Below are 19,273 nucleotides of genomic sequence, written 5' to 3' on the forward strand. Positions count from 1 at the left end.
GTTAGTTGATTGAAATTTAGTTGTGTACAATTTACAAAATAGAAAACGCCTAATTAAAAATTAGACGTTTTTTTTACAAGGAGTTAAGATTTTGAAGTTAATCTTCTTTCTTTTTGGGTTCTCTTTTTGCTTCTTTAAGTACTTGCATAAGCATCCATTCAATCTGCCCATTAGTAGATCGAAACTCGTCAGAAGCCCATTTTTCAATAGCTTTTAACATGTCTTCGTTTATGCGGAGTGCAAATGCTTTCTTTTTTGCCATGTTTGTTTTTATGTAAGAAACGGTTGTGTTTAAGAGTTAAATTACGGGTCAAAAATACAACTTCCTAATATTTAGTTATATCAAAGAGAGAATGAAACTAAAAAGGTATATGATGGTAAATAATATTATCCGTATCATAATTGTTGTACTTTATGTTTATAGGTTACTAAAACACGTTTTGCTTCTTGTTCTTTTTTGGTTCCTATAAGTAGTTTTTTGTTATTTTTTAGTTCTAGTTGAATACCGATATCTCCTGAAATATTTAAAGTAGTTCCTCTTTTTTTATTCCAAAGTAATCCGCCTTTTAACCCCCATCCTCCATATTCACCAATGGGATCATAATTTCTGACATAAGCTTTTTCAATTTCAGACCAAGCTATTTTTCTTAAGGATAGATGAAAAGGGAAGAACTGATAATGAATTCCATATTCATCAATTCTTGTAGTTAACTTAAAAATAAAAATAAAAGCAAATGAAGCTAAAATTGCAAGAAGAGTAAGTGTTAACTCTGTAGAACTCATTGTAGAATTTTCTTGCATATATTCTTTAACAATAAGTATTACGGGTACAATTAAACTTACAGCTAATATTACTAATAACCACCATTGTGTAAATCGTTGCTCTTCTTTAAAAATTTTCATTCTATCGGTTTTTATCCTTTTCAAGTACAGCTAATAAAATACTATTTCTTTCTAGAACGTTAATAACACGCCATCCTTGTTTGGCAAAATTATTTAATTGGTCCTCAAAGTTTTGTTGGGAGTTTGTCCAGCTAAATTCTTGTTTAATTATTTTATATTCCTTCATCTTTTAATCTTTTAAATTTTCAGTATTTTAACCTATTAATGATTCAACGTTCCTGCATTAACTACTGGCGACGCTTCTTTATCTCCACATAAAATCACTAATAAATTACTTACCATTGCAGCCTTACGTTCTTCGTCTAACTGAACAATTTCTTTTTTATTCAATTCTTCTAAAGCCATTTCTACCATATCAACAGCTCCTTGCACTATTTTATGACGTGCTGCAACAATAGCTGTAGCTTGTTGACGCTTTAACATAGCACTTGCAATTTCTTGTGCATAGGCCAAATAACCAATTCGTGCTTCTAAAACTTCAATACCAGCAATAGCTAAACGCTCTTCTAATTCTTTTTCTAAAGCTTCACTTACTTCATTAACACTAGAACGTAAAGTAATGTCTTCTTCATGACCTTCATCAGCAAAATTATCATACGGATACATGCTAGCTAGTTTACGTACAGCAGCATCTGTTTGTACACGAACGAAGTTTTCATAATTGTCTACATCAAAAGCAGCTTTATAAGTTTCGGTAACGCGCCACACTAAAATGGTGCTAATCATTACTGGGTTTCCAAGTTTATCATTCACTTTTAAACGCTCACTATCAAAATTACTCGCTCTTAAAGAAATAGTTTTCTTTTTGTATAAAGGGTTAGCCCAATACAATCCATTTTGCTTTACGGTACCAACATATTTTCCAAAGAATAATAAAACTTTAGAAGAATTAGGATTCACTAAAATGAAACCTAATGCTAAAATAAATGCTAATACAGACATTATTATGAATATTGGGTTTTGTGTTTTAATAGCTAATGTAATTCCACTTATAAAAAGTGCAAGAACAATAAAGAACATTAAATATCCATTAGCTGGTTTGATGATTTTTTCTGCTTTCATTTTTTGTTTTTGTTAAAGTGATATTAAAATGATATTATAAAGATATAATTTAATTTTTGTTAAATCCAAATTTTTGAGGAATTATTTTTATAATTTAGCTTTCGATTATAATTTAAACTATTCATGAAGACAAAATTTTTAATAGTATTCGCTGCATTTTTGGTAAGTGCTTCGTCAATAGCTAATAATGAAGATGTATGGGGACCAACTGGTCATAGAGCTACGGGAAAGATCGCAGAAAAACACCTGACTAAAAAAGCTAAAAAGAAAATAGAAAAGCTATTACAAGGAGAAAGTTTAGCGTTTGTATCTACGTATGCAGATGAAATAAAATCTGATAGAAAGAAATATGGTAAATTTTATACTTGGCATTATGTAAATATGCCATTAGATGCTCGTTATGAAGATACCGAAAAGAACCCAGAAGGAGATATGGTTACAGGTATTGAGAAATGTATGAAAGTACTAAAGAATGAAAATAGCTCTACAGAAGATAAACGTTTTTACTTAAAGATGTTAGTACATTTAGTAGGAGACTTACATCAGCCAATGCACATAGGTCTAAAAGAGGATTTAGGAGGAAATAAGATACAAGTTCAGTGGCATGGTAAAGGATCAAATTTACATAGAGTATGGGATGAAGATTTACTTAATAAGTGGGATATGAGTTATATTGAATTAGCAAGTAATGCTAAAGATTTATCGAAAGAACAAATAAAAGTAATTCAACAAGGAACTGTGGTAGATTGGTTACACGATACACATAAAATTACTAAAGAGGTATATAAATCTGTTGAGGTAGGAGAGAATTTACGCTACCGCTATTCATATATTTATTTTCCTGTAGTGAGAGAACAATTACAAAAAGGAGGATTACGTTTAGCTAAATTATTGAATGAAATTTATAGCTAAGAAATAAAAGTATTACTGATAGTAAAAGCCCGAAAAAGTATTTTTTCGGGCTTTTTTCTTGTTAATGTTTCGTTAATTCTGCTTTTTAACTAACACAATCAGTTAATTTTGAGAGGAAACAAATATCAAATGCATAAAATTCTAATACTTTTTTTAGGGAGTTTCATGTTGTTTTCTTGTAAAGAAAAACCAAGAGAAACAGATGAAGTTACAGAGTCTTCTATTAAAATAGCTACGCTAAATTACGAAGCGTTAAAACCGCTGCTGCATAAAAATGATGATAAGACCTATGTTATCAATTTTTGGGCAACTTGGTGTATGCCTTGTGTAAAAGAACTTCCTGCTTTTGAAAAGTTAAACGCAGCGTATAAAGATAAAAATGTAGAGGTAGTTTTGGTGAGTTTAGATTTTCCTAAACAGAAGGAAAGTAACCTAATTCCATTTGTTAAAAATAGAAAATTAGAATCTAAAGTACTTCATTTTGATGATGCAAATGAACAGTTTTGGATACAAGACATTGCTGAAAATTGGTCGGGTTCTATACCAGCAACGTTAATTTACAATAAAGAAAAAAGAAAGTTTTACGAGCAATCATTTAGCTATGAAGAGTTACAAGACGAATTACAAACCTTTTTAAACTAAATAATTATGAAAACATTTAAAATAACATTGTTATTGTTAGTAGTTGCAACTATATCTGCATTTACTATTAATCCATCAAAAGGATATAAGGTAGGAGATGAAGCCACAGATTTTTCACTAAAAAATATAGACGACACTATGGTTTCTTTAGCTGATTATTCAGAGGCAAAAGGATTTATTGTAGTATTTACGTGTAATATGTGTCCGTATTCAGTAGCAAATGAAGACAGAATTATTGCGTTGGATAAGAAATATAAAAAGAAAGGGTTTCCTGTAATAGCTATTAACCCAAATGACCCAGAGGTTTCAAAAGGAGATAGTTTTGAAGCGATGAAAGTACGTGCAAAAGAAAAAGGTTTTACGTTTCCTTATTTGTTTGATGAAGGTCAAGAGGTGTATCCAAAATACGGAGCAACTAAAACACCACATGTTTACATATTAAATAAAAAGAAAGGTAAATTAATTGTTGAATATATTGGTGCTATTGATGATAGCACTCGTAACGAGAATAATGTAAAAGAACGTTTTGTTGAAAATGCGGTTGATGCTTTGTTGAAAGGAGAAAAGCCAACAAAAACTGATACTAGAGCAATAGGATGTACTATAAAAGATAAAAGAAACAGTTAATAAATACCAATAGGATATAAGAATCCCACTTTTTTGTGGGGTTTTTATTATTTAAACAGAATTAATACACAAATTCAACTGTAGTTATAACAATCAACTTAAAATTAAATAATGAAGAAATTATTACTATCACTACTATTTGTTAGTGCGACATTAACGGCACAAACAGTCGATTTAAATTATTACCTACCACAAGATGTTTCTTACAATCAAAACATACCAACACCAAAATCAGTTTTAGGACACGAAGTAGGAGAGTGGCATGTAACCCATGATAAGTTGATAGAATATATGAAAGCACTTGCGAATGCTTCAGATAGAGTGGTGCTTGAAAACAGAGGAACAACCTATGAAGGAAGACCGTTGGTGTTGTTAACGATAACTTCCCCAAAAAATCATCAAAATTTAGAAGAAATACGAGAAAATCATATAAAAGCAACAAACGATGCTTCTGTAGATGTGTCTAATAATCCAATAGTGGTATACCAAGGATTTTCAATTCACGGGAATGAGGCAAGTGGAACCAATGCGGCGTTAGCAGCTGCTTATTATTTAGCAGCGGGAGAAGGGCAAAAAATTGAAGAATTATTAGATAATTCGGTAATTCTTTTTGATCCAGCGATGAATCCAGATGGTTTACAACGTTTTGCATATTGGGCAAATACAAATAAGGCAAATAATATTAATCCTGATCCAAATGATAGAGAATATCATGAGGTTTGGCCAGGTGGAAGAACGAATCATTATTGGTTTGATATGAATCGTGATTGGTTACCAGTTCAGTTGCCTGAGAGTAGAGCTAGAATTCAAACTTTTCACAAATGGTTGCCGAATATTTTAACCGATCATCATGAAATGGGAACGAACTCAACTTTCTTTTTCCAACCAGGGATTCCGAGTAGAACAAATCCGTTGACTCCAAAAATGAATCAGGAATTAACTAAGGAAATAGCAACCTATCATGCAAAAGCATTCGATAAAATAGGTTCAACCTATTATTCAGAGGAAAGTTTTGATGATTTTTACTACGGAAAAGGGTCAACTTTTCCAGATATTAATGGAAGTATCGGGATTTTATTTGAACAAGGAAGTTCTCGCGGGCATGCGCAAGAAAGTGAAAACGGAATATTAACCTTTCCGTTTACCATTCGAAATCAGTTTACAGCAGCATTGTCAACACTAGAAGCTGCTAAAAACATGCGAACAAAAATCTTACAATACCAACAAGACTTTTATAAAAACTCTAGAAGCTTAGAAACAAACAAAGCGATAGTATTTGGTGATGAAAAGGATGCAACGAAAACAAATCATTTAGCAGAAGTTTTACAACGTCATCAAATAAAACTCCACGAGTTAAAAGAAGATTTTACATCGAATGGAAAACGTTTCAAAAAAGGGTATAGTTATGTCGTGCCTATGAATCAGAAAAATCACAGGTTGGTAAAAGCAATGTTTGATGTACGAACAACCTTTAAAGATAGTTTGTTTTATGATGTATCTGCTTGGACCTTTAATTATGCCTTTGGAGTTGATTATGCGGATAATGTTTCATTATCAAAAGCAGGAGTTGAGGTGACTCAATTACAACCAAGACAAGGAACAATTCAACAAAAAAGTAGTGTGGGATATTTATTTCCTTGGAATGAATATAACACTCCTAAAGCATTGAATTCTATTTTAGAAAAAGGGTTACGAGCGAAAGTAGCGATGAAAAAATTTACAAACGATGGTAATTCGTATGACTATGGAACTATTTTTATTCCAGCTCAAAATCAAGAGTTAAACGGAAATGAGTTGTTCGATTTTTTAGGAAAGATAGCGAATGAAAATCATATTGCAATTAAAGGTGTGTCTACAGGGTTAAATGAAGGAATTGATTTAGGAAGTAGAAATTTTGAAACCGTAAAACAGCAGAAAGTAGCGATGTTAGTAGGTAACGGGATTACAAGTTATGATGCAGGTGAAATTTGGCATTTGTTAGATCAGCGTTACGATATGAAATTAACGAAGTTAGATACTGATTATGCTACGAGAGTTAATCTTGATAGGTATACAACGATTATTGTTCCTAATAGTCGCTCGTTGGATAAAAACTTAGAAGAGAAGCTAAAAGTTTGGGTACGTAATGGAGGTGTGTTAATTGGATATAGAAATGCAGTAAATTGGTTATCTAACAGAGGGTTTATTAATGTAAAGTTTAATAAAACTAAGATAGATTCTATAAATAATGTATCGTTTGAAAATCGTTCGTTGCAATCGGGAGCGCAAGTGATTGGAGGAGCAATTTTTGAAGCTAAGATTGATCGCTCACACCCAATCAACTTTGGATACAAAAATGATAAAATAGCTTTGTTTAGAAATACAAAACAGTTTATTCAACCAGATGCGAAGAGTTTTAACAATCCAATTCAGTATACAAGCAATCCGTTATTGAGTGGTTATATTTCAAAAGAAAATTTAAAAGAGTTGAAAAACACTGTTCCATTCAAAACAGGGCGCTTAGGTAGTGGTAGAGTAATCGTTTTTACGGATAATACTAACTTTAGAGCGTTTTGGTTTGGAACTAATAAACTATTGATGAATGCTATTTTCTTTGGAAAGTTGATGTAGAAAAAGTTTAACTGTAACAAAATCCTAATTAACTCGTCTTTTAAGTATACTAACTAAAAAAGTACTATGAGTTTATTAAGAGTTTTATTAGCAATATTTTTTCCACCATTAGCAGTGATAGGTAAAGGCTGTGGATCAATTATAATTGTATTTTTATTGACACTTTGCGGGTGGGTTCCAGGAGTTATTGCAGCACTAATTATATTAAATAATCCGAATTAACTTTGTGTAATGTAGCAATTTGGTAATTTGAAAATGTATCAATGAAAAAACTCCAATTTGATGAAATCAAATTGGAGTTTTTTTACGGTCTACTCTCTAGTTTCTCTTTTCTCATTTCTAAGTTTCCTATTCAAGAACTTCTTCAATAATTTTTCCAGTAGATCCGTTAGGGAATTCTATCTGTAATAAATTAGAAATCGTTGGAGCAATATCTACAATTTCATATTTCTTTTTAGAAACTCCTTGTTTAATTCCATTTCCATAAAAAATCATCGGAATGTGTGTATCGTACGAGTATCCAGAACCATGCGTAGTCCCTTTTTTTGAACTACTAGCAATAGTTGATGGATTTGGAATTAAAATAACATCACCCGAAAACTTTTGATTGTAACCATTTTGTAAAACATGTAAAATTCCGTTAGTAAACGTTGTGGTTTGCATGGTTCTAGCAGTTACCGATTTATAAATCTTTTTATGATTAATAGCTTCATCCGCTATAGTTTGTGCTACGTTTTCATAGTTAAGGTTTAACTCTCTAATCTTATCTTTATTTAAGAACACTTGAAAGTTTGAAACATTTTCAATAATCTCATTAGATTTAAAATGTTTTAAGGTAATTTCATTTAAAAAGTTTTTGAAAGCAACAGGCTTTACATAACCAGCAGGTATTTTTAAAGACTCTAAGTATGAAGGAACTTGCACAGCAGCATGATCGGCAGTTAAGAATAGGGTATAGTTGTCTTTTCCAACCTGTGTGTCTAAAAACTTAAATAAATCAGCTAAATCTTGATCTAAACGTAAATAAGTATCTTCAATTTCTTTAGAAGCAACTCCAAACTGATGTCCAACATAATCAGTTGAAGAATAACTAACCGCTAAAAAGTCAGTGTACTCAGATTTTCCTAAGTTTTCACCAATAATAGCCGCTTTAGCAAAATCAGTAGTAATAGAGTTACCAGCAGGAATCCCTTTTATTATACTGTAATTATTATTACTCTTTCTTAACGTTGGAATATCATGAGGGAATATAGGTCTCTCTTGTCCTTTAAAAGTAACTTCAAAATCGTTGTCATCTTCAATACTTTGAGTGTACGTACTGATGTCATATAAAGTTTCCCAAGGTTTACTTAAATATTCATCAGCTTTCCCTGAAGCATTAAATTCTTGTACCCAAGTAGGTAATTCATTTAAGTAAAAAGAAGAAGAAATCCATTGCCCTTTATCACCACCGTCAAACCAATAAGCAGCATTAGCTGTGTGTCCTGCAGGTAAAATAGCAGAACGATCTTTTATGGCAATACCAATGGTTTTTCCTCTCATATTTTGAGCAAGTTTTAACTGGTCGGTAACGGTAGTCGTTAACATTCTATAAGGAGATTTTTTTCCTCCTTCACCGTCATTACCAATTGTATTGTAGTTGTCATCATCTACACAATAAATAGTCTTCTTTAAGTATTTATCGTACCAATGGTTACTTATAATACCATGATTAGTAGGCGTTGTTCCTGTGTAAATAGAAGTATGCCCTACAGCAGTGTAAGTAGGAATATAATTGTAATGAGCGTTTTCTAAAGAGTATCCTTCTCTAAGTAAACGTTTAAAACCGTCGTTACCATATCTATTAGCAAAACGAGTAAGGTAATCGTAACGCATTTGGTCAACAACAACACCAACTACTAGTTTTGGTTTTTGAGTATTTGTTTTTTTATTAACAGAGCAGCTGGTTAAACATATTATAGCTGCTAAAAAAGCTATTTTTCTCATTTTGTTTTTTGAAAATTAAAACTCAAAGGTACATAAAAAGCAAGCTAAAACTTATAAATAAGGCGATGAGTTAATGGTTTTTTAATACTTTAGCAAAAAGAAAAAATATATTTCATTTAATGAATTACATTGAGCATATTGGTAAATACTTTTCAATGCTAAAACAGGTTTTTTCAAAGCCACAAAGAGCAAGAGTATTTCGGGAAGCTTTATTTAGAGAAGTAGATGAGTTGGGGCATAAGTCGATAGGAATTATAGCTTTTATATCGTTTTTTATTGGAGGGGTAATCGCCTTGCAAACAGCATTGAATTTAGAAAGTCCGTTTATACCAAAATCGTTGATTGGTTTTGCAGCAAAACGATCAGTAATTTTAGAGTTTGCACCTACGTTTTGTTCTATTATTTTAGCAGGTAAAGTAGGCTCGTATATAACTTCAAGTATAGGAACTATGCGTGTTACAGAGCAAATTGATGCACTTGAGGTGATGGGAATTAACTCATTAAACTATTTAGTGCTTCCTAAAATAATAGCTACAGTTTTCTTTTATCCGTTTTTAATAATTCTAGGAATGTTTTTAGGAATTTTTGGCGGATGGATGGCAGGGGTATTATCGGGTTTGTTTTCTGGAGCAGATTATATAGCAGGAGTTCAATTAGATTTTGATCCGTTTCTTATAACCTATGCGTTGATAAAAACAGTGGTTTTTGCTTTTTTAATTGCCACAGTGCCTTCCTATCATGGATATTATGTAAAAGGAGGTTCATTAGAAGTTGGAAAAGCAAGTACACAGTCTGTAGTTTGGACTACAGTGCTTATTGTTATAGCGAACTATTTCTTAACTCAAATGTTATTAACCTAATGATAGAAGTAAACAATTTACACAAAGGATTTAATGGTGTTGAGATTTTAAAGGGGATAACAACTTCATTTAAACCAGGAGAAACAAGTTTAATTATTGGTCAGAGTGGTTCAGGTAAAACAGTATTTTTAAAATCATTAATTGGCTTACACACACCAGAGCAAGGAACCATTGTTTATGATGGACTAGCGAATACTGATATGACGATAGAAGATAAACGTCAATTTCGTCAAGAATTAGGAATGGTATTTCAAGGAAGTGCCTTGTTTGATTCACAAACCGTGGAAGAAAACGTAATGTTTCCTTTAAAAATGTTTACCAAACAACCTGAAAGTGAAATGCTAGACAGGGTGAATTTTGTGTTGAACCGTGTAAACCTAGAAAATTCAAACAAAAAGTTTCCTGCTGAATTATCTGGAGGAATGCAAAAACGTGTAGCAATTGCCCGTGCAATTGTAATGAAGCCTAAATATTTGTTTTGTGATGAACCTAATTCAGGTTTAGATCCGCAAACGTCTATTGTTATAGATAACCTAATTCAAGAAATTACCGATGAGTATAAAATTACTACAGTAATAAATACACATGATATGAATTCGGTGATGGAAATAGGAGATAAGATTGTTTTTCTAAAAAATGGAGTAAAAGCATGGGAAGGATCACATAAAGAAATCTTCAAAACAGATAATGAAGCAGTGGTAGATTTTGTGTATTCATCTAATTTATTTAAAAAAGTAAGAAAAGCATACTTAAATGATTTTTAGGTAACTTTCTGTTAATTAATAGATAACAAAAAACATTGAAAATTTTTCAAAAAAACTTCTAAAAAATGTTTGCAGGAACAATAAAAGCTTCTATATTTGCACCCGCAAACGCAGAAAAGCAAAAGCAAAAAATGACCGGGTAGCTCAGTTGGTAGAGCATCTCCCTTTTAAGGAGAGGGTCCTGGGTTCGAGCCCCAGCCCGGTCACTAGTAAAGCTTCTCGATTTTACGGAGAAGCTTTTTTTAAAAGCTTTGGGGAGATTCCAGAGCGGCCAAATGGGACGGACTGTAACTCCGTTGTCTTACGACTTCGCAGGTTCGAATCCTGCTCTCCCCACGAAAACTCAATCATAACGATTGAGTTTTTTTGTTCTTATTGTAATTTTGTTTAATTTTTTTTGTTTTTAATTAAACAAAGCATGTATTTTTGTTAGATCTTAAATGTTTTGATATGAGAAAAGTGTTGATACTCTTGGTTTTACTTCAGTCTTTCGCTGTTGTATCTCAAAATAGCGGGGAAATTTCAGGAAAAGTTATTGATTCTAAAACAAGAGAATTGCTTCCTTTCGTTAATGTTTTAGTATATGGAACAGAAATAGGAGCGGTTTCAAATGAAAAAGGGGAGTTTGTCTTGAATAACGTTCCTTTAGGTTATAATAAAATACAAGCTTCGTTTGTGGGCTATAAAACGTTAATTTCAGATGAGTATTTAGTAACAAAAGATAACTCACCTTATATAACCTTAGAGTTAATTGAAGATGCAACACAGTTAAAAGAAGTTCAAATACAAGCACCATTATTTAAAGAGTCTGTAGATAGTCCTTTGTCGCTTCAAAGTTTGGGTATAGCAGAAATAGAAAAGAACCCAGGAGGAAACAGAGATGTGCTAAAAGTAATTCAGTCTTTTCCAGGAGTAGCATCAAATCCTGGATTTAGAAATGATATTATTATTAGAGGTGGAGCAACCTCTGAAAATAAATTTTATTTAGATGGTATTGAAGTTCCTGTAATTAACCATTTTCAAACACAAGGAGCTACAGGTGGACCTGTAGGAATCATGAATGCAGATTTAATCCGTAAAGTTGATTTTTATTCAAGTGCATTTCCTGCCAATAGAGGTAACTCTTTAAGTTCTGTTATAGAGTTTACTCAAAAAAGAGGGAATCCGACTTCGTTAAATACTAGAGCCACTATTGGAACCTCAGATGCAGGAATTACGTTAGACGGACCATTAGGGAAGAATACAACCTTTATGTTTTCTGCACGTCAATCGTATTTACAGTTTTTATTTAAGTTGATAAAACTACCTTTTTTACCAACCTATAGCGATTTTCAAGTAAATGTTAAATCGCAATTATCAAAAAATAGTGAATTATCAATAGTTGCTTTGGGAGCTATTGATGACTTTGAAATAAATAAAGAGGTAAACGATGGAGAAACAGATTTAGAAACGATAAAGAGAAATAAAGTTATTTTAAATTCTGTTCCCGTAAACAGTCAATGGAATTATACTGTAGGAGCCAGTTATAAGTATTTTGCACCAAACTCAACACACTTGGTCGTACTAAGTAGGAATGAGTGGAAAAACAAGGCGGTGAAATATTTTTTAAATGAAGAAATACCAGCAAACTTATTGTTAGATTACTCATCTAAAGAAATAGAAAATAAATTACGATATGAAAATAGCTTTGAAACTGTTAACAAAATTGATTTTAACTTAGGTTTTAATTTAGAAACAGCGAGGTATACGAATAGTAATTATCAGAAAAATGCTAATTCAGATGGAGTAACTATCTACGATTTCAATTCAGCCATAGATTTTATTAAATATGGAGTTTTCGGACAAGTTTCAAAAAGATATTTAGATGAAAAATTAGGAGTTTCTTTTGGGTTTAGAATGGACGGAATAGATTACAATTCAGAAATGAAAAATCCATTTAACCAATTTTCACCACGATTGTCGTTAAGTTATAATTTATCTGAAAAATGGACGGTGAGTTCTTCAGTAGGTCGTTATTATCAATTACCATCGTATACAGTATTAGGATATAAAAACGATATAGGTGAGTTTGAAAATAAAAATGGGTTGAAATATATACAATCAGATCATTTTGTAAGTGGATTAAGTTACAAGCCTAATACAAGCTCAAAAATAACTTTTGAAGGGTTTTATAAAGGATATAAAAACTATCCATTCTCGCTAAGAAATCAAATAAGTTTAGCAAATCTAGGTGCTGATTTTGGTATTATAGGTAATGAAGCTGTTAGTTCTACATCTGAAGGTCGAGCGTATGGATTTGAGTTATTGACACAGAAAAAGTCGTATAGCGGATTGTACGGAATAGCGTCGTATACTTTTGTGAGAAGTGAATTTAAAGATGCACAAGGAGCCTATATTCCCTCAACATGGGATAATAAACACCTATTAACAATTACAGCAGGGAAAAAACTAAACAGAAACTGGGAAATAGGAACAAAGTTTCGATTAGTTGGTGGTAAACCTTATACACCATACGATTTAGATGCTTCTTCATTAAAAGGTAATTATGATGTGCAAAACGGCGGAATTTTAGATTATACCAAACTTAACACAGAAAGATTAGATACGTATACACAACTAGATATCCGTGTAGACAAAACATGGTTCTTAAAAAAAGCGGCTGTTAACTTATATTTAGATATTCAAAATATATATGCTAGTAGCTCTAAACAGCAACCTTTTTTATTGCCTATTGAAGATGGAAATGGAAGAGTAACCGATCCTAACGATAGTTCAAGGTATCTACTGGAAGAAATAGAAAGTACAACTGGGAGAGCTTTACCACGTATAGGCGTTATAGTAGATTTTTAACACTTTTGAAGTTTCATAATCTTTTAAAAAGAGTAAATTGCTTGCTTAAATTATCATAAGGTTTTTAAATATGAAAAAAATTCTATTAGGAGCAGCATTTACTTTTTTAAGTATAACTTCAACTTCAGCACAAAAGTATCAGTTTTCAACAGTAAAAGACATTGAAGATACTGAAGTTAAAAACCAAGGAAGAACAGGAACGTGTTGGAGTTTTTCTACAACCTCTTTTTTAGAATCAGAAATTATCAGATTAACAGGTAAAAGCATTGATTTATCTGAAATGTATACGGTTCGTAATACGTATTCTGATAAAGCAAATAATTATTTATACCGCCAAGGAAAAGCACAATTTAGTGAAGGAGGTTTGGCGCATGATGTTATTAATTCAGTAGAAAAATACGGATTAGTGCCTGAGCAAGTTTTTACAGGTTTAGATCTTGGACAAGACAGACATAATCATGCAGAAATGATTGCGGTATTAAAATCAATGTTGGATGCTTATATCAAAAATCCAGCAGGAGAATTAAGTCCAAAATGGAAACAATCAATAGAAAGTGTTTTGGATGTATACTTAGGAAAAAATAAAGAAGAGTTTACTTTTGAAGGGAAAAAATATACTCCTAAGTCTTTTGCAGAATATGTAAAGGTAGATCCTTCAAATTATGTAACAATTAGTTCGTTTGAACATGCAAAAAAATACGATCAATTCATTTTAAACATTCCAGATAATTTTTCAAACGGGGCATTTTATAATGTTTCTTTAGATGAATTAGTAGCTGTAACAGAAGAAGCAATTCAAAAAGGCTACACAGTAGAATTGGATTGTGATGTATCTGAAAAAACATTTTCATCAAAAAATGGAGTAGCAATAATTCCTGCAAGTAACACAGAAAATGAAAAAGCACTAACAGAAATAGTTGAAGAAAGAACTGTTACACCAAGTTTACGTCAAGCAGAATTTGAAAACTTTAATACAACGGACGATCACTTAATGCATATTGTAGGTTTGGTAAAAGATCAAAAAGGAAATACCTATTTTAAAGTAAAGAACTCTTGGGGTAAAAATCAAGGAAATCAGGGGTATGTATATATGTCAGTTCCTTATTTTAAATTGAAAACAATATCTGTTTTATTACATAAAGATGCAATTACACCAAAGTTGAAAAGTAAGCTAGGTATTAAATAATAAAAAACTTTTTAAGAGTATATAAAACGCTTGTAGGCATTGAATCTACAAGCGTTTTTTATATCTTTTCTAACTTGGGAATTTCGTATCTTTCCGAAGTTAACAAAAATCAGAATTTATGGAAGAAAATAAAGAAGAAGTAGCAGCGGAGCAATCGAAACAATCGATACAGCAAGATGCAAAAGGTTTATGGGAAAAAGTAAAAAAGTTTATTTTAGAGTTACTCGATTTTAGAGATGATACAGACCAAGAAGCAACAATAGAAGCAATAAAAAGTGATATTTCTTTTAAAGGAGCCACAGCTTGGATTTTAATCTGTTCTATTTTTGTGGCATCTATTGGTTTAAATGCAAACTCAACAGCAGTAGTAATTGGAGCCATGTTAATATCTCCACTAATGGGACCTATTTTAGGAGTAGGAATGTCTATTGCTATTAATGATATTGACACATTACGAAAATCGTTAATAAACTTAGCAACTATGATTGTATTGAGTTTATTAACTGCATTTCTATTTTTCTTTATATTTCCACTTCGTGAAGAAACTTCAGAGTTATTAGGTAGGGTAAGACCAGATATTCGAGATGTGTTAATAGCCTTTTTTGGTGGTTTAGCATTAATTATAGCAAGAACCAAAAAGGGAACTATTGCTTCTGTGATTTTTGGTGTTGCAATTGCAACTGCTTTAATGCCTCCATTATGTACAGCCGGATATGGTTTAGCAATAGGAAACTTTGATTATTTCTTAGGGGCAATGTATTTATTTACCATAAATACAATATTTATTGCGCTGGCAACTTTCTTAGTATTAAAACTGTTAGGTTTTACTATGATTCGTTATGTAAACTCAGCTAAGCGTAAAAGAATAGCGCAAATAGCGTCTTTTATAGCCTTTTTAGTAATGGTTCCAGCGGTATTTACTTTTGTAGGAGTGTATAATGAGAGTGTAATAGACGCAAACTATAAAAGGTTTTTAAAAGCAAAAGTATACGATAATCCTAACTTGTGGCTACAGCGTGAAAGACTAGAAGTTAAAGATAAAACAATAAGCTTGTTTTTTAATGGTGATGTAAGTGATGCAACAGAGTCATTTTTACGAAATGAATTAAAAACTTTCCCGAAAATAGATTCTTATTCTTTAATAATCAACGAAAACAAGGCTAAAAGTGTGGATAGAGTAGTAGATGCTTATGATAGAGCTGTGAAAGAACTGGATGAAAAAGACAATATTATAACAGGCTTACACATGGAAATTGATGACTTGAAAAGAACAATTTCTAGTTTAAATCAAAGAATAGAACAGGATGCTTTGTATAGAGATAAAAACTCAATTCCGTTTAGTAAAATAAGTACAGAGGCAAAAATCAGGTTTAATGATATAAAAGAAATGAGTTTGGCTAAAGTGTTGTCATCAAGTGATTTTATTAAGGTAGATACTACTACAGTTGTTTCAATAAAATGGAATGATAAACTGAAAGATTCTATTAAAGTAAGAAATGAACGAGAGTTAAGAACTTGGATGCAAAAAGAGTTGAAAACTGATAAAATTCAAATAAGAAGAAACTAAACTTGAAAATGAAAAAACCTCGCTGCTGCGAGGTTTTTTTTATTTTGATTTTTTGTTAAGTTATACTAGCGTGTATAATTTTAACTCATTAAATAAGACACTATTTTTTAAAATAGTCACATACAATTACTTAATAAATGGTATTATTTTTGTTAATTTGAAGCATAGAGTAGTACATATGAGGAATTTATTTTTATTAGTAGCAGTATTTTTTTATACCATAGCATGGTCTCAAGAAACGCAAAACGATAGTTTAAAAGCTATTATTTGGACAGAATCTTATAAAGACGCTTTGAAAAAAGTGAAAAAAGAAGGAAAGCCTTTGTTGATTTATTTTAAAGGATCTGATTGGTGCGTGCCTTGTAAAAAGTTAGATAAAGAATTGTTTAGCACAGAAAAGTTTAGAAACTTATCGAAAGAAAATTTTGTGTTATATGAGGCAGATATACCTTTTAATCAAGATTTAGTAACAAAGGAAAAGTTAGAGTTGAATCAAAAACTAGCTGAAAAGTATAAAGTTTCTTCTTATCCAACATTATTATTTGTTGATCATAAACAAAAAGTAATAGCTTATAAAAAAGGGTTGTTACTAACAGAATATTACTATCCATTTTTTGAATCAGTTATAAATAAAAACCGCGGATAATATCCGCGGTTTTGCTTTTTTACGAAACAGTTGTATTACTGACTGATTACTCTAAATTCAGTTCTTCTGTTTGCTCTGTGTTCAGCTTCAGTACAAGTAACACCATCTGAACATCTATTCTTTAATTTAGATTCACCGTAACCTTTAGCAACTAATTGGCTTGGGTTAATTCCTTTTGAAATTAAATAGTTTGCTACAGCTTGTGCTCTTCTTTCAGATAAATCTTGGTTAGATTCCTTAGTACCTCTCGAATCTGTATGAGAAGCTAATTCAACTTGTACACCGTCTTTTAAAACTGGTAATAATCTTGAATCGATAAGTCTTTTAGCTGTTGATGTTAAAGTAGCACTTCCTAAGTTCCAATTAATAGGTAATGGGTTGTAAGTTAATAATTCACACTCAACTTCTTTCCAAGTAGTTAAGCCTCCTTTACTTACTAATACTTCTTTACTTACTGTTTGGTATTTAGCAGGAACAATAACTTCTTCTTGCCAAGCATCTTTAGATAAAACTGTTTTAGTAATTTCTTTATACTCAGCAGGAATTTCAATAACTCGAGTAGTAGGTGGAGTTACCATTACTCTTTTAGTATAGGTTTTTTCAAAACCAGGTACTGAAGTTCTCTGTGTAGTTGCATCGTTATCTAACTTAGTTAAAGGAACGGTAACAAATTGTGCTGGAATTGGTTTGTAACACCAGTATCTACAATCGTTAGGATCGCTTGATTCACAATCGGGAGCTTTTTCACTCATTTCCCAAATAGCAGAAGCAGCTTTAGTTTCAATAACTTGCTCGTCTGGTTTAAAAGTAGCTTTAATTACCTTTAAACTACTCGCATCTTCTTTCGCTTGATACGTAACAACTTTGTTTTCCCATACTGCAGGAACAATTTCTAAACGTTGTCCAGCTTCTTTTACCATTACTCTTTCAGTAACAGTTTTGTATTCAGCTGGGTGAGTAACAATTCTTTTGTAGGCAGGAGCAACTTCGATGGTAACATCTTCGTTTTTCCAAACTTCTGGCGTTTTACAACGAACGTAACATTTTCCTGGTTCTGGATTTTGAGGTAGGTCTTGAGCAAAGCTAGTTAGTCCAGTAGAAACTAGTACCCCTAATAATAGTTTTTTCATAATTGATAAATTTACTTGTGTTTATTTAGCTTTTTTTATGTGACAGATTTAGGGGGAGAAAGTCACATATAACAAATATAGTAAATTTTATTTTATGTTAAAAACTGTTAAAAATAAGTTATAACTTATTGAAGTATAAGCTTTTGATAATTCCGTCTGAAAGTCCAATTTTAGGAACATATATTTTTCTGGCTCCGCTCCATTTCATGGCAGAAAGGTATATTTTTGTAGCAGGAACGATTACATCAGCTCTATCAGGATTTAAGCTTAACTCAGAGATACGATCTTGATAGCTCATTTTTTTCAAGAATTGGTATTGAGCGTTTAAGTAAATGTAAGAGATAGGTTTACCTATATCTCTACCAGACATCTTAAAGAGTTTGTTAATGTTTCCTCCTGATCCAATTAAGGAAATTCGTTTGTAGCCGCTTGTGTTTTCTTCAATCCAGTTTTGTACTTTACTAAAAAGAACCTTGTTCTCAGATTTTTTATTATTAAGTAAACGTACGGTACCTATTTTAAAAGATTTAGAGCGGATAATTTTTCCTTTAGAAAATAAGGTGAATTCAGTGCTTCCTCCACCCACATCAACATACAAGTATGTTGAATCAGACTCTATTAATTGGTTTAAATCGGTAGAAGATATAATGGCTGCTTCTTTTTTACCGTCAATAATATCAATTTTAACTTCGGTATTTTTTAAGATAGAACTAGCAACTTCTTCGCCGTTTTCTGCTTCTCTCATTGCAGAGGTAGCACAAGCTTTATATCGTTCAACTCCATGAATTTTCATGATAAGTTTAAAGGCCTGCATTGCATCAATCATACGTTGGGTATTTGCTTCTGAAATTCGTCCAGAAACAAATGCGTCTGCACCTAAACGAATAGGTACACGAACTAATGATGATTTTTTAAATTTGGGTTCTCTATCTCTTTCTTCAATAACGTTAGCTACTAATAACCTTACAGCATTAGATCCAATATCAATAGCGGCATACTTTTTTATTTTCAAAATATATAGATTTATCTATGGTTCTTAGGAAACTCTACCAGTATAGTGCTTCCTTTCTTAATATCTTTCCAGTGTTTAATATTAAATTGAATTCCTATAACACCACAAGTAGTTACATGAGCAATAGGTTTGTTGCCAAATTTATTCACAAAACTATTTATACCGTGGTCATGACTAAATACAATGGCACTATCAAAACTATCATCAAGTGCTTTTACTGTTTTTACCAAATAACCATCGCTAAAATTATACAGTTGACGTTTTATTTTAAGGTTTGATAACGGGTATCCAAAGTTTTCACAAAAAATAACCGCTGTATGTAACGCTCTATTAGCGCTACTAGAAAGAAAAACATCAGGTTTGTTAATTTTCTTAGCCAGGTATTTAGATAAAAGGTGGGCATCGTTAATGCCGCGTTCTTTTAAGGGTCTGTCAATATCTTTAACGCTATCATACTCCCATGATGATTTAGCGTGACGAACGATATATAGTGTTTTCATTCAAATATAAATACTA

Annotated in this window: 19 protein-coding genes and 2 tRNA genes; 13 read left to right on the plus strand and 8 right to left on the minus strand. The window is 31.7% G+C overall.

Annotation, left to right across the window (positions count from 1 at the left end):
* Positions 1-97: 97 nt before the first annotated feature.
* The 4 genes from Q0663_RS04180 to Q0663_RS04195 all read right to left on the minus strand — a co-directional run bounded on the left by Q0663_RS04180 (position 98) and on the right by Q0663_RS04195 (position 1,965).
* Entirely contained in the window at positions 98-262 is a 165-nt protein-coding gene (locus Q0663_RS04180) for an Arc family DNA binding domain-containing protein (RefSeq protein WP_274635151.1), read from the minus strand.
* Positions 263-396: 134 nt separating this feature from the next.
* Positions 397-903, minus strand: a complete 507-nt coding sequence (locus Q0663_RS04185; RefSeq protein ID WP_299006820.1) for a hypothetical protein — start codon at positions 901-903, stop codon at positions 397-399.
* A gap of 1 nt (position 904) precedes the next feature.
* A complete protein-coding gene (locus tag Q0663_RS04190) occupies positions 905-1,069 on the minus strand; it encodes a DUF4177 domain-containing protein (RefSeq protein ID WP_274635153.1) in 165 nt (54 codons plus the stop codon).
* 35 nt (positions 1,070-1,104) lie between these two features.
* Positions 1,105-1,965, minus strand: a complete 861-nt coding sequence (locus Q0663_RS04195; protein WP_299006823.1) for an SPFH domain-containing protein — start codon at positions 1,963-1,965, stop codon at positions 1,105-1,107.
* 123 nt (positions 1,966-2,088) lie between these two features.
* Between Q0663_RS04195 and Q0663_RS04200 the strand changes: the two genes are divergently transcribed.
* The 5 genes from Q0663_RS04200 (at position 2,089) to Q0663_RS04220 (ending at position 6,978) form a co-directional block, all read left to right on the plus strand.
* The gene (locus Q0663_RS04200; RefSeq protein WP_299006825.1) at positions 2,089-2,877 is read left to right on the plus strand and encodes a S1/P1 nuclease; all 789 of its coding nucleotides are present in this window, start codon (positions 2,089-2,091) and stop codon (positions 2,875-2,877) included.
* 129 nt (positions 2,878-3,006) lie between these two features.
* Positions 3,007-3,519, plus strand: a complete 513-nt coding sequence (locus Q0663_RS04205) for a TlpA disulfide reductase family protein (RefSeq protein WP_299006828.1) — start codon at positions 3,007-3,009, stop codon at positions 3,517-3,519.
* A gap of 6 nt (positions 3,520-3,525) precedes the next feature.
* Positions 3,526-4,146: a thioredoxin family protein gene (locus tag Q0663_RS04210; protein WP_299006831.1), complete on the plus strand. Its 621-nt coding sequence runs from the start codon at positions 3,526-3,528 to the stop codon at positions 4,144-4,146.
* A 111-nt stretch (positions 4,147-4,257) separates the two neighbouring features.
* Positions 4,258-6,756 (plus strand): M14 family metallopeptidase, encoded by a 2,499-nt coding sequence (locus Q0663_RS04215; protein WP_299006834.1) that lies wholly within the window; start codon positions 4,258-4,260, stop codon positions 6,754-6,756.
* Between the two features lie 66 nt (positions 6,757-6,822).
* The gene (locus Q0663_RS04220) at positions 6,823-6,978 is read left to right on the plus strand and encodes a YqaE/Pmp3 family membrane protein (protein WP_073184478.1); all 156 of its coding nucleotides are present in this window, start codon (positions 6,823-6,825) and stop codon (positions 6,976-6,978) included.
* Positions 6,979-7,104: 126 nt separating this feature from the next.
* Here the strand turns inward: Q0663_RS04220 and pafA are convergent, their stop codons facing one another.
* Positions 7,105-8,742 (minus strand): alkaline phosphatase PafA, encoded by a 1,638-nt coding sequence (pafA, locus tag Q0663_RS04225; protein ID WP_299006838.1) that lies wholly within the window; start codon positions 8,740-8,742, stop codon positions 7,105-7,107.
* 119 nt (positions 8,743-8,861) lie between these two features.
* Here pafA and Q0663_RS04230 point away from each other — a divergent pair, with 119 nt between their 5' ends.
* The 8 genes from Q0663_RS04230 (at position 8,862) to Q0663_RS04265 (ending at position 16,615) form a co-directional block, all read left to right on the plus strand.
* On the plus strand, positions 8,862-9,602 hold the full coding sequence (locus tag Q0663_RS04230; protein ID WP_047790134.1) for an ABC transporter permease: 741 nt from the start codon (positions 8,862-8,864) through the stop codon (positions 9,600-9,602).
* Positions 9,602-10,366 carry an ABC transporter ATP-binding protein gene (locus tag Q0663_RS04235; protein ID WP_299006841.1) on the plus strand — a complete coding sequence of 255 codons (765 nt, stop codon included), beginning with the start codon at positions 9,602-9,604 and terminating at the stop codon, positions 10,364-10,366. Before Q0663_RS04230 ends, Q0663_RS04235 begins: the two co-directional genes overlap by 1 nt.
* Before the next feature lie 133 nt (positions 10,367-10,499).
* Positions 10,500-10,572, plus strand: a tRNA-Lys gene (locus Q0663_RS04240).
* Positions 10,573-10,619: 47 nt separating this feature from the next.
* A tRNA-Tyr gene (locus Q0663_RS04245) sits at positions 10,620-10,702 on the plus strand.
* A gap of 114 nt (positions 10,703-10,816) precedes the next feature.
* Positions 10,817-13,216, plus strand: a complete 2,400-nt coding sequence (locus Q0663_RS04250; protein WP_299006844.1) for a TonB-dependent receptor — start codon at positions 10,817-10,819, stop codon at positions 13,214-13,216.
* 70 nt (positions 13,217-13,286) lie between these two features.
* Positions 13,287-14,402, plus strand: coding sequence for a C1 family peptidase (locus Q0663_RS04255; RefSeq protein ID WP_299006848.1), 1,116 nt, complete (start codon positions 13,287-13,289; stop codon positions 14,400-14,402).
* Between the two features lie 118 nt (positions 14,403-14,520).
* The gene (locus tag Q0663_RS04260; protein ID WP_299006851.1) at positions 14,521-15,969 is read left to right on the plus strand and encodes a DUF389 domain-containing protein; all 1,449 of its coding nucleotides are present in this window, start codon (positions 14,521-14,523) and stop codon (positions 15,967-15,969) included.
* A gap of 178 nt (positions 15,970-16,147) precedes the next feature.
* Positions 16,148-16,615: a thioredoxin fold domain-containing protein gene (locus tag Q0663_RS04265; RefSeq protein WP_299006854.1), complete on the plus strand. Its 468-nt coding sequence runs from the start codon at positions 16,148-16,150 to the stop codon at positions 16,613-16,615.
* 35 nt (positions 16,616-16,650) lie between these two features.
* Here Q0663_RS04265 and Q0663_RS04270 read toward each other — a convergent pair whose 3' ends face one another.
* The 3 genes from Q0663_RS04270 to Q0663_RS04280 form a co-directional block, all read right to left on the minus strand.
* Positions 16,651-17,745: an OmpA family protein gene (locus tag Q0663_RS04270; RefSeq protein WP_299006857.1), complete on the minus strand. Its 1,095-nt coding sequence runs from the start codon at positions 17,743-17,745 to the stop codon at positions 16,651-16,653.
* Between the two features lie 118 nt (positions 17,746-17,863).
* On the minus strand, positions 17,864-18,760 hold the full coding sequence (locus tag Q0663_RS04275) for an exopolyphosphatase (protein WP_299008062.1): 897 nt from the start codon (positions 18,758-18,760) through the stop codon (positions 17,864-17,866).
* An 8-nt stretch (positions 18,761-18,768) separates the two neighbouring features.
* Positions 18,769-19,257, minus strand: coding sequence for a histidine phosphatase family protein (locus Q0663_RS04280; RefSeq protein WP_299006860.1), 489 nt, complete (start codon positions 19,255-19,257; stop codon positions 18,769-18,771).
* Positions 19,258-19,273 lie beyond the last annotated feature (16 nt).

This window comes from uncultured Tenacibaculum sp. (genome assembly GCF_947504135.1).
Classification (GTDB): domain Bacteria; phylum Bacteroidota; class Bacteroidia; order Flavobacteriales; family Flavobacteriaceae; genus Polaribacter.

Excerpts from the sequence above, each read along its gene's own strand:
- Q0663_RS04250 (WP_299006844.1), top strand. The coding sequence starts at position 10,817 with ATGAGAAAAGTGTTGATACTCTTGGTTTTACTTCAGTCTTTCGCTGTT.
- Q0663_RS04230 (WP_047790134.1), top strand. The coding sequence starts at position 8,862 with ATGAATTACATTGAGCATATTGGTAAATACTTTTCAATGCTAAAACAG.
- Q0663_RS04260 (WP_299006851.1), top strand. The coding sequence starts at position 14,521 with ATGGAAGAAAATAAAGAAGAAGTAGCAGCGGAGCAATCGAAACAATCG.
- Q0663_RS04265 (WP_299006854.1), top strand. The coding sequence starts at position 16,148 with ATGAGGAATTTATTTTTATTAGTAGCAGTATTTTTTTATACCATAGCA.
- Q0663_RS04205 (WP_299006828.1), top strand. The coding sequence starts at position 3,007 with ATGCATAAAATTCTAATACTTTTTTTAGGGAGTTTCATGTTGTTTTCT.
- Q0663_RS04190 (WP_274635153.1), bottom strand. The coding sequence starts at position 1,069 with ATGAAGGAATATAAAATAATTAAACAAGAATTTAGCTGGACAAACTCC.
- Q0663_RS04280 (WP_299006860.1), bottom strand. The coding sequence starts at position 19,257 with ATGAAAACACTATATATCGTTCGTCACGCTAAATCATCATGGGAGTAT.
- Q0663_RS04220 (WP_073184478.1), top strand. The coding sequence starts at position 6,823 with ATGAGTTTATTAAGAGTTTTATTAGCAATATTTTTTCCACCATTAGCA.
- Q0663_RS04235 (WP_299006841.1), top strand. The coding sequence starts at position 9,602 with ATGATAGAAGTAAACAATTTACACAAAGGATTTAATGGTGTTGAGATT.
- Q0663_RS04200 (WP_299006825.1), top strand. The coding sequence starts at position 2,089 with ATGAAGACAAAATTTTTAATAGTATTCGCTGCATTTTTGGTAAGTGCT.
- Q0663_RS04180 (WP_274635151.1), bottom strand. The coding sequence starts at position 262 with ATGGCAAAAAAGAAAGCATTTGCACTCCGCATAAACGAAGACATGTTA.
- Q0663_RS04210 (WP_299006831.1), top strand. The coding sequence starts at position 3,526 with ATGAAAACATTTAAAATAACATTGTTATTGTTAGTAGTTGCAACTATA.
- Q0663_RS04195 (WP_299006823.1), bottom strand. The coding sequence starts at position 1,965 with ATGAAAGCAGAAAAAATCATCAAACCAGCTAATGGATATTTAATGTTC.
- Q0663_RS04255 (WP_299006848.1), top strand. The coding sequence starts at position 13,287 with ATGAAAAAAATTCTATTAGGAGCAGCATTTACTTTTTTAAGTATAACT.
- Q0663_RS04215 (WP_299006834.1), top strand. The coding sequence starts at position 4,258 with ATGAAGAAATTATTACTATCACTACTATTTGTTAGTGCGACATTAACG.
- Q0663_RS04185 (WP_299006820.1), bottom strand. The coding sequence starts at position 903 with ATGAAAATTTTTAAAGAAGAGCAACGATTTACACAATGGTGGTTATTA.
- pafA (WP_299006838.1), bottom strand. The coding sequence starts at position 8,742 with ATGAGAAAAATAGCTTTTTTAGCAGCTATAATATGTTTAACCAGCTGC.
- Q0663_RS04270 (WP_299006857.1), bottom strand. The coding sequence starts at position 17,745 with ATGAAAAAACTATTATTAGGGGTACTAGTTTCTACTGGACTAACTAGC.